Annotated in this window: 6 protein-coding genes; all 6 read right to left on the bottom strand. The window is 37.6% G+C overall.

The features are described 5' to 3' along the window. Window positions 1-166: 166 nt before the first annotated feature. The 6 genes from K6119_RS06200 to K6119_RS06175 all read right to left on the bottom strand — a co-directional run bounded on the left by K6119_RS06200 (window position 167) and on the right by K6119_RS06175 (window position 15904). Window positions 167-7318, bottom strand: a complete 7152-nt coding sequence (locus tag K6119_RS06200) for a M43 family zinc metalloprotease (RefSeq protein WP_221836771.1) — start codon at window positions 7316-7318, stop codon at window positions 167-169. A gap of 207 nt (window positions 7319-7525) precedes the next feature. Then, window positions 7526-11971: a S8 family serine peptidase gene (locus K6119_RS06195; RefSeq protein WP_221836768.1), complete on the bottom strand. Its 4446-nt coding sequence runs from the start codon at window positions 11969-11971 to the stop codon at window positions 7526-7528. Between the two features lie 193 nt (window positions 11972-12164). After that, window positions 12165-12653 (bottom strand): hypothetical protein, encoded by a 489-nt coding sequence (locus tag K6119_RS06190; RefSeq protein WP_221836765.1) that lies wholly within the window; start codon window positions 12651-12653, stop codon window positions 12165-12167. 164 nt (window positions 12654-12817) lie between these two features. Then, on the bottom strand, window positions 12818-14239 hold the full coding sequence (locus K6119_RS06185) for a CCA tRNA nucleotidyltransferase (protein ID WP_221836752.1): 1422 nt from the start codon (window positions 14237-14239) through the stop codon (window positions 12818-12820). After that, complete coding sequence (locus tag K6119_RS06180; RefSeq protein ID WP_237828113.1) at window positions 14240-14815, bottom strand: L-threonylcarbamoyladenylate synthase; 576 nt, start codon at window positions 14813-14815, stop codon at window positions 14240-14242. It abuts the gene before it with no gap. A gap of 72 nt (window positions 14816-14887) precedes the next feature. Beyond that, entirely contained in the window at window positions 14888-15904 is a 1017-nt protein-coding gene (locus K6119_RS06175; RefSeq protein WP_221836750.1) for a T9SS type A sorting domain-containing protein, read from the bottom strand. Between the last annotated feature and the right edge of the window lie 47 nt (window positions 15905-15951).

Genomic DNA, 15951 nt, shown 5'->3' with positions numbered 1-15951 from the left:
GATATAAAAAAAGACCACCCGATTAAAGGTGGTCCATCCTGGTTTTCGTTGCATTGTTTTCCGATTTAATTCGGACTATGCGGTTTTCTATTCAATTCAAGATTATTAAATAAGTAACAAAAAAAACGCCTCCGATAGGGAGGCGTTTTAGTTTAAATGAGTTTAATTATTGTTTTAACAATCGTCTAACTGCAGTTTGTCCGTCTTTGTATACTCTTAAGAAGTATACTCCGTCTTCATAATCAGAAAGATCAATTACAGTATCATCATTTTCAGTTCTAGAGATGATTAATCTTCCTCTAGCATCTGTAATTTCCATTAGATAGTTACCATCAAGCTCAATGTTGAACACTGCATTTGAAGGGTTAGGGTAGATGTACAGTTCATCATTAACATTTTCCTCAACACCAACTACGTTTAATACAGTAATCGTATCTACTGTTACACATCCATTACCATCAGTTACAGTTACAATGTAATCGCCAAAAGCAAGGTTGTTGATGTCTTCTGTTGTGGCAGAATTACTCCAAGATACTGTGTAAGGAGTTTGTCCTCCTGTAATAGTGATATTGATAGCACCATTTGAAGTTCCTGAATCATGTGTAACTGAACTAGTGATGTTTGCACCAGTAGTAGTTGTAATAATTACTTGATCAGTTCCTAAACAACCGTTCACATCAGTACCTGTTACAGTATAAACACCTGTTCCAGTAGGAGTAAAAGGAACTCCATTTGTAACTCCATTATTCCATGAATAAGTATCAGCTCCAGTAGCAGTTAAAGTAACTGCATCTCCTAAACAAACTAATAAGTCTGGTCCAGCGTTAATCATAGGAGCTGAGTTTACAGTTACTAATACACTGTCTTCACCTGTACATCCGTTCGAATCTGTTCCGGTTACAGTATAGTATTGAGTTGTTGTAGCTGCGAAAGGCACCCCATTGGTGATTCCATTGTTCCAAACATAAGTTACTGCTCCAGATCCATTAAGTGTTACTGCTGTACCTTCACAAACACTTAAGTCAGTTCCAGCATCAACTGTAGCCAATCCTATTGAAACATTTACAGTATCTGTATTAACACATCCGTTAACATCTGTTCCGGTTACAACATAGTCCATAGTACCTGTTGGTACAAATGAAACTCCATTAGTAACTCCATTATTCCAAGTATATGAAGCAGCACCAGCACCTGAAAGTGTTACAGATCCTCCTGTACATACTACTTGATCCGCTCCGGCATCAACAGCTGGTAAAGGATTAATGTTTATTACCATCTGATCAGTACTTGAACATCCATTTCCATCAGTTCCTGTTACTGTGTAAGTTGCAGTAGCTGTTGGTGTAAAAGGTACTCCGTTTGAAACACCATTATCCCAAACATAAGATACACCACCTGATCCGTTTACTGAAGTTGCTGTTCCTTCACAAATTGTTTGGTCAGCACCGGCATTAATTGAAGGATTTGAGTTTACGGTAACAACTACTTGATCTGTTGCAGTACATCCATTTCCATCTGTTCCAGTTACAGTATAAGTACTTGTAATTCCAGGACTAAATGGTGATCCATTAACTACTCCAAAATTCCATGAATAAGTTAAGGCTCCTGAACCTGATAATGTTACCGTGTTTCCAAAACAAATTGATTGATCTGGACCTGCTGAAACTGGAGGTGCAGCATTAACATTTACTGTTACCTGATCAGTTCCTGTACATCCATTAACATCAGTTCCTACTACCGTATAAGTAAGAGTTGCAGATGGTGTAAATGCTACTCCATTTGAAACTCCATTATCCCAAGAATAAGAAGCAGCTCCTGAACCTGATAATACAACAGGTGTGCCTTGACAAACTGTTTGATCAGTTCCAGCATTGACAGTTGGATTAGCATTTACTGTGATCACAACTTGATCTGTATTTGTACATCCATTAACATCTAATCCTGTTACTGTATATGTGTTGGTTCCTGTCGGTAGGAAAGGGTTTCCGTCTATCACACCATTATCCCAAGTATAAGTACTTGCTGTACCTGTACCTGTTAATGTAGCAGGGTTTCCATTACAAACTGTTTGATCAGGTCCACCGCTTACTGTTGGTAGAGCATTAACAGTTACAATTACCGCATCTGTGTTTGTACATCCATTAACATTTGTACCAGTTACAGTGTAAGTATTAGTAGCTGTAGGAGTAAAAGGTGAAGCATTTGTTACACCATTATCCCAAGTATATGTTGAAGCTGTTCCTGAACCTGTCAAAGTTACTGTTGTTCCCGCGCATACTGTTTGGTCCGTACCAGCATTAACTGTTGGTAAAGAATTAACTGTTACTACAACAGCATCTGTATTCGAACATCCGTTTCCATCAGTACCCGTAACAGTGTAAGTTGTTGTTACAGTTGCCGCAAACGGAGTTGCGTTAGTTACACCATTATCCCATGAATAAGTTGATGCACCAGTTCCTGATAAAGTTACCATGTCACCTTGACAAACAGTTTGATCTGTTCCAGCACCAACTGTTGGAATATTATACCATACTACAGGAGTTCCAGCAGAAACTGATAAACAAGGGTCAGCTAAATCTACAACTCCACCACCAAGGTCATTACCTACAACTGCAGAGATATAATAAGTTGTTCCGAATACCATTCCACCTCCAAATGTGAATGTAGGTGTTGAACTAGATCCAAATTGAGTTCCTAAAGAAGAACCGGCATTGGTATGAATGTAATATTGAATCGCATCATCTCCATCTAAAGTTTCATTTCCATTATGAGTGGCTGTTAATGAACCTGAACCACACATAGTAAGAGTAGGAGAGGTTACCATTGTTCCTGCATTAGAGATACATGCACAAGTTTTTACTCCTGATATTGGAGTTGAAGTACATCCGTTTGCATCAGTAATTGTTAAGTTATATGAGTTTCCAGAAGGAATTGGATCACTTGTCCAAGTACTTCCAACTACTGTTCCTGTAAAACCTGATACAGTATATGGAGAAGCTCCTCCCGAAATATCAAATACCACTGTATAATCAACGTTACCTCCATTACAAGTTTCAGTTAAGTTGATTGCAGAAGGATTAGAATTTACAGTTACTATAGTTTGATTTGTGTTTACACATCCATTTACATCAACTCCTGTTACTGTATAAGTTGTTGTTGTGGCAGGTGTAAATGGTACATTATCAGTAACTCCATTATCCCAAGTATAAGTTGTTGCTGATCCAGTTCCAGTTAAAGTAACAGTATTACCTGCGCATACAGATTGATCAACTCCACCGTTTACTGTTGGAAGAGAGTTAACATTTACAATTACCTGATCAGTATCTGTACATCCGCTTCCGTTTGTACCAATTACCGTGTAAATAGTAGTGGTGGTTGCAGCAAACGGAACACCATTTGTTACACCGTTATCCCAAGAGTATGAAGTTGCTCCAGTAGCAGTTAAAGTTACCATGTCTCCTTCACAAACAGTTTGATCTGTTCCAGCATTAACTACAGGTAAAGAATTTACAGTAACAATAACTTGATCTGTATTAGTACATCCATTACCATCAGTTCCTGTAACTGTGTAAGTTGTAGTTGAAGCAGGAGTGAATGCCACACCATCAGTTACACCGTTATCCCAAGCATATGAAGATGCTGTACCTGATCCTGTTAAAGTAACTGAAGTTCCAGCACATACTGTTTGGTCAGTTCCTGCATTTACAGTTGGTAAAGGATTAACAGTTACAACAACTTGATCTGTATTTACACAACCGTTAACGTCTGTTCCTGTTACAGTATAAGTAGTAGTAGCAGTGGCAGCAAAAGCAACTCCGTCTGTTACACCATTATCCCAAGCATATGAAGAAGCTCCAGATCCTGATAATGTAACCATGGTACCAGCACAAACTGTTTGATCTGTACCTGCATTTACAGTTGGTAAAGGATTAACAGTTACAACTACTTGATCTGTTCCTGTACATCCATTTCCGTCTGTACCTGTCACTGTATATGTTGTAGTGGCTGTAGCCGCAAAAGGTACACCATCAGTTACACCATTATCCCAAGAATAAGAAGTTGCTCCAGATCCAGATAAAGTAACCATTGTGCCAGCACAAACTGTTTGGTCAGTACCTGCATTTACCGTAGGGTTTGAGTTTACAGTTACTACAACTTGGTCTGTATTTACACAACCATTTCCGTCAGTACCAGTTACAGTATAAGTTAAAGTTGTAGCCGGTGTAAATGATATACCGTCAGTTACACCATTATTCCAAGAATAAGAAGTTGCTCCTGATCCTGATAAAGTAACTGAACCGCCATTACAAACTGATTGATCAGTACCTGCGGATACTGGAGGTAATGCATTTACGTTCACAATAACTTGATCAGTTCCAGTACATCCATTTCCATCAGTACCAGTTACAGTATAAGTTGTCGTTGCTGAAGCAGCAAATGCCACACCATCTGTTACACCATTATCCCAAGTGTAAGATGAAGCTCCAGAACCAGATAATGTTACCATTGTTCCGGCACATACTGTTTGGTCCGTACCTGCATTAACAGTAGGATTAGGATTAACAGTAACTATTGAATATTGAATGTCTGTACAAACCCCATTTGAAATTTCTACTGAATATTGAGTAGTTACAGAAGGAGAGACGTTGATTGTTGCTGTTGAACCAATTACAGTTGCTCCATCATACCATGTATAAGTTGTTCCTCCAGTAGCAGTTAAAGTAGCTGTTCCTCCAGGGCAAATTCCTATTGCAGAAGTCGCTGTTCCTGATAAAGGAGTTGAAGAGTTAATTGTAAATGGAATCTGCGCTTCACAAGCATCTCCATTTGAAAGGATATATGCTGTATAACTTCCTGCAGGTAAATTACTGAATGTATTAGAAGCGCCATAATTAACACCATCTAAACTATAAGTGTAAGTTCCGTCACCTCCGGATGCGCCTGATATTGTTACGGCTCCATTATTGTCTCCACAAGTAGTGTGGGTAACATTAGCAGTACCTGTTACAGCATTGTATACAGTAACAGGAAGCAATAAACCGTCAGTCATACATGAACCATCTGCAAAAAGGTAAATTCCATAACTGCCTGCAGGCCCTGCAAAGTTAAATGTTGTACCAGCACTAGTGCTCGAATTTATAATTGTGGTGAATGGATCATCTGTTTGATACCACTCATAACTTGTAGTGTTTTGAGAAGCAGATCCGTTAACAATAATGTCTCCTCCAGGACAAACTGCCGCTTCAGAGAATGACATATCTGCAACTGGTGCAGGACCATTTGATAGTAAAACATCCCATGCTACAGACATGTTAATTCCACCTGCGCCGTAATAATCAGTCGTATTATACCAAATTGCTCCTTCTCTCATCATAGTTGTACCAATTCCGGCTGGTCTTCCTGCTAGATCTGCCATAGCAAAAATTACAGTATCCTGACTCGCTCCATAGAACAATTCAGCACCAACCCAGAAAGCACCTGTTACTGATGCAGGAGTAGTAAATTCAATAGTGTTGTAGAATCCGGCGTTCAAATTGGCAATACTCACAGTTTCTGTTGCTAATACTGCACCAGGTGAGCCAGCATTGTCTGCTCTAACGTAGAAATTTACTGTCCCAGTTCCTGAAACGTTATCTGCTGCTAAAACAGGAACGTATAATCTTCTAACTTCAGCAGTAGCTAAAGCAGTATAAGGTTCTGCGTATTCGTCAATAGGGAATCCGGCGAAAATTTCACCATGTCCTGGTAAATATCCCCAGCTACCACCATTCAAATAAGCAGTTAAGTTTTCTGATAATGCATAATTTCTAAGTGTATCACAAGCTGTACCTGCAGCAGGTGCAACCACTTGAACATAACCTGTTTCTGTAACACCTGTACAAGACCCAAATCCATTTGATGCAACTAAGGTTACGTCATAAGTTCCAACATTGTAGAAAGTAACTTCAGGATTTTGACTAGCCGCAGAAGTTCCTCCAGTATATGCCCAGTCAACTCCTGGTGTACCAGAAATTGTCCATGTCCATGAAGTAGGAGAGGCATTAGAAGCATCTGTAAATACTACTGCTCCATTTTGAGAAATAACTATTGGTCCAGGCCCGGCCGGAGACGAAGTAAAAGCACAAACTGGAGGGCCTGCTGGGTCACATCCAGGTGATAACAATAATGAACTTCTGATTCCGGATAAAATAGTATTCATGAAATTACTTTGTTCTGTAGTAAACATCACTGTACAGTTTGAGTAATCCATGTAGTTTTCATATTGAGTTTCAACGGTACATGTTTGTTGACTTCCACTACATGATCCACTATAGTTAAATGAAGGACCAGTAGTGTTAGGAGTATCAGTGAAACCATCATCTTGTCCACATCCTCCTGAACCACCCCAAGTGTGGTCCAATCCTAAATAGTGACCCACCTCATGTGTTAAAACGTTATCGTTGTTAACTCCTAAGTTGTAGTCTATTACAATTCCGTCAATATTTGCATTTGGAAGAAATGAGGTTGACGGTTTATAAGCATAACCTGCTGTTCCAGAACTTGCCCCATTTGAAATATCACAAATCCATACGTTTAAGTAATCATCTCTATCCCAAATAGCAGACCCTAAAGCAGCACCTTTCATAGCATTAACTTCATTAGGATCGTCTGGATCAAACCAAGTTTCAGTTGTTGAAACTCTGATAACTCCAGTTTCAGAAAGTGGGTTACCAAGAGGATCTTGCGTAGCTAAACAAAAGTTAATTCCCGGATTAGCAGGGTTGAAACCGAAACCAGTTCTTGCTTGTGACTGATCTGCATTGGTAAGTGAAAAGTCTTCTACCAAATCATTAAATACTGCCATGATAGCTGCATTTGATACGTTGGTACCTGTTCCAACAGGTTCACCTTCATGAACAACATGGAAAATAACCGCAATGGTATTGGTTCCAGGTGTTTTATACTGATTTGGTGTATAATATTGTGCTTGTTGAGCACCGTTTAAATAATCTTGATAGAATTGATCATAAACTCCCATTGATTCATACATAGCCTTCGTTAGCTCATGTGATTTACAATTGTGGAATTCATGTCCATCTACGATTTTATCGTTTTGGTCAACGGTATAAGTTACAATATTGCCATTTACAGTAGTTGACTTGGCTGTAACTCCTTGAATAATGTTACTGTGTCCATTTGAATTGAGGTTCGCAGGTACAGTTTGAGTAGAGTTTCCGTTAACTTGTTTTGAGTTTATGTTATTGGTGACTTGTGTAGTTTGTCCAATAACTAAATTCAGTGTCAGCAATGACACCAGAGACAAGTAATATTTTTTCATGGTGTTTATTTATTAACAGGGTTCGAATTTATGACATTTTTTTGCACAATGCAAGGTTAAAAACGTAATAAATAAGGTTTCAAAAGGAATAAACTTATAAATCGTAACGGCAATAAAATCAAAAGCGTTGGTTATTGTTTATAAATTCTAAATCTTATTCACTAATAGTCAATAAAAAAGGTGGTCAATTTGACCACCTTTTTAAATTTAGATTTTAACAAATCGGACTGTTAAAAATTCGTTGTTCTGTAGAAGTTTTAAATAATAAACTCCATCTGAAAAATCACTGACATCAATGATTTTAGAATTTGAGCTATTTCCAGTTGAAATCAGTTGACCTAAATCATTTGTAATTTCATACGTAAAATCTCCTGTTAATTCAATTTTAATGAATTCTGAAGTTGGGTTAGGATACATTTTAAATCCTTTGTCTTTCCAATCAGTTAAACTAACAAAACTGTAACCAATATAGAAAGTAGAATCAATTGTACATCCGTTCGCATCTGTTACAGTGATCATATAAAAACCACTGTCTAATCCAGCAATGTCTTCGGTGTTTTGTCCTGAATCCCAGTTATAAGTATATCCAGGTGTACCACCTCCAACAGTGATGTCTATTTCACCATCATTACCAGGAGTCTCTGATTCATTGATAACAGAACCTGTTAATGTCAATGCGGTAGGTTCTGTAATAGTTACTGATGTTGTACCTGAGCATCCATTTGCATCAGTGTAGGTAACATTGTATGTTCCTGCACCCAAAGCGTTTGGATTTTCTCCACCCCAGTTTTCAGAGTATGGAGTAGTTCCTCCTGTGATGTTTAAGTTGACAGAACCATCTTGTTCTCCAAAACATGACGCATCAGTTACCGAAGGAGCGATTGCCAATACAGCCGGCTCATTTACTGTAATAGATAAAGTTGTTGAACATCCATTGGCATCAGAGATTGTAGGTGAGTAAGTTCCTGCTCCCAAAGCTGTTGGATTATCTGATCCCCAATCTTCAGTATATGCAGGTGTACCTCCTGAAATTGTAAGTGTCACAGCTCCGTCAGTGTCTCCATTGCAAGAAGGTTGAACAACAGATGAAGTGGCAGATAATGCTGTAGGTTCTGTGATTGTTACATTGTCAGTTAAAGTACATCCGTTGGCATCAGTTACAGTAACCGAGTAAGTTCCAGCTCCTAAAGTAGAAGGATTATTTGCTCCCCAGTCTTCAGAATAAGATGGTGTTCCTCCACTTACGTTTAATGTAGCGGTACCATCAGTAGATCCATTACAGCTAGCATTAGTAACCGTAGGGTTTGTAGCTAAAGCTGTTGGTTGGGTAATTGTGATAGTCACAGACCCAACACAGTTTGCATTGTCAGTAACGTTAACGGCATACGTTCCTGCTGGTAAAGCACTTGGATTGAATCCTCCCCAGTCTTCAGTATATGGAGCGGTTCCACCAGTAACATTAACTGATGCAGTTCCGTCGGATAGACCATTACAGCTAACATCTGTTGAAGTGTTTTCTGTTACCACAGGTGCACTTGGGTTTGTAATAGTAACGTTACCATTAAATACGCAACCGTTTGCATCTGTTACTGTGTATGAATGTGTTCCACCTGGTAGTGCGTTAGGACTAGCTGCACCCCAGTTTTGAGCATATGAAGGTGTTCCTCCACTAATAATCAATGAAGCAGTTCCGTCTGATAATCCACAACTTGCATTTGTTGTAGAACTTGAAACACTAAGTGCTGTTGGCTCATTTACTGTATATGAATCTGTTGTTGCACATCCTTCTTCAGATGTCACAGTTACAGAATATGAACCGGCACTTAAACCAGAAATATCTTCAGTTGTACCCTGAGTACCCCAATCAAACGTTTCGTTTCCACTTGAACCGGAAACAGTTAAATCAATTGCTCCAGTTGATGCTCCATTACAGTCAGCATCTGTTACAACAGCATTTAGAACCGGATACTGACCAACAACTAATTGGATAGTAGCATCACTAGAGCAGCCTGCACTTGTTCCAGTAACAGAATAAGTGGTGGTTACTGAAGGGTTCACGTTAATAGTAGCTGTTGTTTGTCCGCCAGGCGACCAAACATATGATGACGCTCCGGAAGCAGTAAGCGTAACTGGACCGCCACCAACACAGATTTCGTCAGCAGTTGCATTGATTAATACAGTTGGAGTTGCGTTTACAGTAATTTGAACTGAATCTACAGCATAGTTTCCACAACCACCACCTACTGTTTCAAGGTATGCTGTATAAGTACCTGCATTGTTATAAATTACAGATTCTGTAACATTATTAGAATTCAATGGAGTTGTACCCGCGAAAGTCCAGATTAGCGTATCTTCAAAAGAAGATCCAGTAGCGTCAAAATCAACAGACTCACCTTCACATATTGTTGTAGGCGTTGCTGTGATAGTTGCATTAGGTAAGTTTGAAGTTAGATCAGGGAAAATATAATTACTTAATGTTGCACCCCAACCTGCATTATATGTATACCATGTTCCAGTATTCCATTTTTCAAAGCCTGTAGATGTAGATGTTTCTCCATCTGCATTGGTTACTATAGCTAAAGTATCTGTGCTCCAAACTAAGCTTGAAAAATCCACTCCAACTGCAATTTCTTGTGAAACGGGCACTGCAACAGGAGGGTCAAAAGCGAAATAGAAAATTCCACCACCATCAATACTTCCCATGGTGATTGTTCTTGTTCCTAAGATAGTTCCAGGTGTTCCACCTGTAGCGTCATATACATTTATATCAATTGTTTTATTTTGATTAGCTGCATAAGCTGCACCAAACCAAACATAAGTTCCTACAACATGACTAGATGATCCAACCATACCTGCAGGAAAGTATTCAGCTTTCGCAACATCTCCATACGTATTGTTACCAGAAACAAAGCCATCAGCTCCACCTGTACCTGTTGTATATAAACTTGGATTCCATCCAACATGGATAGAAGTTAATGATGTAAAGTTAGGATCGTCTAAGTTTAAAGTATTACAACCGTCCGCAGATACAACTTCAATATAAGCTGTTTTGGTTTCTGCATCAGAACCGTTTCCGTTAGTTGCGATCAACTGAACTTCATAAAAGCCTGGGTTGTTATAGGTTACAGTGTGAGGTCCTTGAGTAGAAGCAGTTGCAGGTGTTACACCTCCTAATGATTGGTTGTCAAAGTTCCATGACCATGAAGTAGGGTTGTAGTAAGTTAAATCTGTAAAAGTAACTGAACTACCTACTGTAATTGTGGTATAGTTGGCAGTGAAATCTGCAACAGGTGGATTGTTCAAAGAAGCTACAACACAGTTTAAAGATGTAAGTGCGTTAATTCTTCCTGAACCAAGGTCTCCAGCGTAGCTCGGATTGATTCCGTCAATATTGTCGCAAGAGCTGGTTAAACAGTTTACATAATCTTGATTTGGTAGTCCCGGGTTAGCAGAGATCATTAATCCAAGCAATCCAGCAACCATTGGTGATGCCATTGATGTACCTGACATGTATGCGTAACTATCAAAAGGTACTGTAGATCTAATACTACTTCCTGGAGCAGTTACGTCTACGTCACTGCCGTAATTTGAAAATGATGATTTACTGTCTCCAGTGGTAGATGAAGCAACACATACAACATTGTTATAATTAGAAGGATAGTGATCATTACCTGCATCCATATCGTAATTATCATTACCTGCAGCTGCAACAACAATACTACCTTGGTTCCAAGCCCAGTTAACAACATTTTGTCCAGTTGAAGAATATCCATATCCACCCCAAGAACAGTTGATAACGTCAGCACCATTTAAGGCTGCGTAATAAATTCCGTCATATCCATCTGTTACAGCATTGTATGAAGCACTGTTAGCAGTGGCTTTCACAGCCATAATTGAAATACCAAAACCTATTGAGGCAACACCAGTTGAATTGTTAGATTCAGCACCAGTAATACCGGCCACGTGAGTTCCGTGATCCCAGTTTCCGTTAGCGGGATTTGGGTTGTTATCGTTGTCTCCAACATCCCATCCGTTGATGTCGTCAACATAACCATTTCCGTCATCATCAATTCCGTTGTTGGCAATTTCACCTGGATTTACCCACATGTTTCCGGCTAAATCAACATGATTTGTTTGAACAGCATTATCAACAGTAGCTACAATAACAGAAGAACTTCCTGTAGAAATGTTCCATGCTAAATCAGCTTGAATTTGCGATAATCCCCACTGTGAACCATATAAAGGATCATTAGGAGTTAGGTCAATCTTGTCATATGGCACTTTCTCTGCATAAACTACTTTACCACTATTTTCTAGTAAAGTAATCAGATCATTCACGCCATTGTGATTATCAAATTCAATTAAAAATGTTCTTACCAAAGGTTTGCTTCCTCTTCCGGTTGCATTTTTAAATGGTCTGGTAAGATTTGTAATACCGAATTGATTTTGATACTGATTAATAAACTGATAGTTTGCTAACAAATTATCGTCTATTTCAGCTCCATTTCGGCTAAGATTTTCATTGATGGTCTCTTCGCTGCTAAGCTGAAACCAAATTTTTCCGTCTTGATAGTTCTCAAAGACTGTTTGTGCATTTGACATCAAAGCGCACAAAGTAATGGCCAAAGCCATCATGGTAGATTTCAAGTTCATAGTTTAATGTTTAGGTGTATTGTTATTGATTTGTTGGATGAAGTAGTAGCTACATTAACATCTACAGATCAATACCCAAATGAATTACTGGTAATAGCTCAGTTTTTCAAAAAGGCGACCTAATGTACAGATTTTTACTTGAAATCTTCTTAATTGTTAATAAATAAACAGAATTATGAATAGAACAATAATTCTAATTCATGTTGAATTTATGCTTTTTCAAAAACTGATCCCAATCCCAGATGAAGTGTGTCATTATTTCATCCATCCTTTTGAGGAATAAAGGATTAGGAGTTTTCATAGATTTGAAATAATCCTCTTGATAATCGTTTAATTCAAACTTGTGGAAAACAGCTTTGGACATTCCGTAAAGTATGTTTTTAGAAGGGTGATTAACAGAAGAGATAAAGCTTTTAGTTTCATTTAAAAGTGCATCAAAATCTGCATAGGATACTTCAAAAATCTTAGCAAATTTTTCAATAATCTTTCTTTTTAATTCAACAGATTCTTCAGGTTCAAACTTGCTATCCAGGTATTCTAAATTTCCAACAATCACAATCAGCATGAAGTTATCCTCTTGTTGTCCATTTATTGTAGGCATGCGAACAAAAGCAGGATCTTCCTTGATCATCTCTTCAATATCCTTAAAGCCAAATTCAGTAACTTCAATTATAGAGTTCACAAAAACATTGGATAACCTATCCGCGTCAATTTTTTTTCTGATCAGATTCCCGAACATAAAATTATAATACCTTTCAAGGTGTAAAATTATTCTGAATTAATTTAATGTTAAGGGATTTTCTCAATAGTTATTCACAGCCAAAAGTTGAGATTTGACTTTAGGAATTATTTTGAGCGATTAGGAATTTTTAATCCTTTATCATCTGCTAATGAGATTAATAACTCGTAGGCTTCGTTGTAGTTATTTTTGATTTTACCTTCAAGAATGGCTTCTTTAATTTCGTTTTTTAACTCGCCTACAACCTTGCTAGGTTCAAGTTGAAAAATGTTCATTATCTCACTACCTGATATTGGAGGCTGAAAGTTTCTAATTTGATCTTTTTCTTCAACTTCAGTTAATTTCGTCCTTACTTTTTCAAAATTGGCTCTGTATTTTTGAACTTTATACTCATTTTTTGAAGTTATATCAGCATTGCATAAAGTCATCAAATCATCAATGTCATCTCCTGCTTCAAACAAAAGTCTTCTTATTGCAGTATCGGTAACAGAGCCACTTACTAAAGCAATTGGTCTCAAATGAAGACGGACAAGTTTTTGAACATACTTCATTTTAGCGTCCATAGGAAGCTTTAGCCTTTTGAATATTTTGGGAGTCATTTTTGCTCCTAAATCTTCATGGCCATGAAATGTCCAACCAACTTTATCATTGAATCTTTTGGTTTTTGGTTTGGCTATATCGTGCATTATTGCTGACCATCTAAGCCACAAATCATCAGTGTTTTCACATATATTGTCCAGTACTTCAAGCGTGTGGTAAAAGTTGTCTTTGTGAGATAAACCATTTTTCGTATCAACACCTTGCAATGCAACCATTTCAGGAAAGAATTGGTGCAATAATTTGGTGTCAAAAAGTAAGGATATACCAATAGATGGTTTGTCTGCTAAAACTATTTTATTGAATTCTGTAATAATTCTTTCCATGGAGATAATCTCCAAACGTTTAGCATTTTTCTCAATTGATTCTAAAGAGGATTGTTCAATTTTAAAGTTCAACTGAGTAGCAAATCTTATGGCACGCATCATGCGCAACGGATCATCTGAATAGGTTTGATCAGGTTCAAGTGGCGTTCTAATAATTTTATTCTCTAGATCTTCTAGCCCGTTGAACGGATCAAGTACTTCACCAAAGCTACTTTTGTTAAGACTTATGGCCAAAGCGTTTATTGTAAAATCTCTTCTGTTTTGATCGTCTTGCAATGTGCCATTTTCAACAATGGGTTTTCTTGAATCTCTGCTGTAGGATTCTTTACGTGCACCAACAAATTCTATTTCCAAGTCATCAAATACAAATGCTGCAGTTCCAAAGTTCTTATAATATGCTACTTTTTGAATAGCTAGCTTTTCAGCTACAGCAGCAGCGAATTCAAGACCGTTACCTAAAACAACAAAGTCAATATCTTTTGATGGGCGTTTTAAAAGCAAATCACGCACATAACCACCTATTACGAATACAGAAGTACCACGCTCAGTAGCAACATCTGAAATGGCATGAAAAATTTTGTGTTTTAGATGTTCCTTTAAATTCACTTATTTTCTAATTATCTGAAATTCCCCATTTTCCTTCACTTTAATGATTTGAGAAGGAGTTAAAGAACCTTTGTAATCTGGCAAATCTACTACATAATCTACAGCTCCTAAAATTTCAAGAGTTATATCAGAAAATAAAGTGGGAGTTACTTGTCCTGATAAATTTGCTGAGGTAGAAGTAATTCCTGACTTAAGCGTATTCATCAAAGAAGTACAAAAAGGATCCTTGGTTAGTCTTATGGCCAACGAACCATCTTCTGCCATCACCTTATCCGAAACATATTGTCCATTTGGGTAAACAATAGTTAGAGGTTTTACACTGTAGTCAATTAAATCAAAGCATACTTCAGGTATATCTTTAACATATCGTTGTAATAATCTTTGATCAGGTACCAACATGATCATGCTTTTACCTTCAGGACGATTTTTTATGTCAAGAATTTTTTCAATTGCACTGTCATTTTTAGGGTCACAACCTAGTCCCCATACAGTATCTGTAGGGTAAAGTATGACACCGCCTTTCTTGATAACTTCGGCGGCTTTATTTGCTTCTTTTTTGATTTGATCTTCGATCATTTTGCAAATTTAAAACAAAAAAAATCCCCCCGAAATAATCGGAGGGATTCAAATACTAATTATTTCTAAAAATTATTTTACAATCAATTTTTGAGTTTTAGTGGCATTTCCTTTTTTCAACTGGATAAAATAAACTCCTGTGTTGTATTCAGACACATCTATTTTTTCAATTGATTGAGGTTTGATTACAGTCATAACTGTTTGCCCTAAAGCATTCATAATAACCAATTCATCAACGTTGTCAGATTTAACTGTTACAAAGTTGTTTGCAGGGTTAGGATAAATCTCTAAAGTCTCAATCTTTTCTTGATCTACTCCTAAAATTGGCAAAGCAACTGATGAATATACTGCTGAGTAACCTCCATTAAATAATCCACTTGCAACATAAATTGTAGCGTGAATTAAGATTGGTTCGTTTTGGTTAGCCAAGTCGTAATATTGATACATTGTTCTTGTTACAGTTCCTGAAACTGTATTCAATGGTGGAGGCAAAGTAACTGTAGTACCAATTGTCTCAACTAATTTGATTCTGATCACATTAGTAAAAGTAGTACCACCTAATTCTAAAGTACCTGTACCGTCAGCAGTAACAACTACATCTCCTTCAGTTGCAGCAGGACTTCCGTAAACATCAGCTGTTCCGTAAGTTGAATCAGTATATGTGTCTCCATAAGACATTGGTAAAGCCATCAATTTTAATGGATCCACATTATGCATTACTTTAACAACGTTACCGTCAACAGTAAATTTAAATCCGTATGACAAAACTGAGTCAGCAAAGTTTTTGAAATATTGGTTTGCTCCTCCGTCCAAATCATCCCAGTAATCAGCATCTGAGTAATCTCCGTAATCTGGAGAATCAACAGCATTTTTCACTGTGTCATAATTCGTTGCGCCATTATAAGCCCAAAGATTACTGTAATCCCAGGTAACACCTGTTCCAGTAACACTATTCAAATTTGCAGCACTACTATCAGCAGTGTAATATAGTTGGGCATCACCTGCAGATAATGTGTCATCCACCGTATAGGTTTGAGCCACAGCAGTCAGTCCAATTAAACTCAAGCAAGAGAGTAAAACTTTTTTCATATTTATTCGGTTTTATAGATTGTATTAGCGTCTAAATGTACAAATTT

Source organism: Paracrocinitomix mangrovi, from assembly GCF_019740355.2.
GTDB lineage: Bacteria > Bacteroidota > Bacteroidia > Flavobacteriales_D > Crocinitomicaceae > Paracrocinitomix > Paracrocinitomix mangrovi.
The sequence above is the reverse complement of the archived record's forward strand: the minus strand, read 5'-3'. Positions and strand labels throughout refer to the sequence as shown.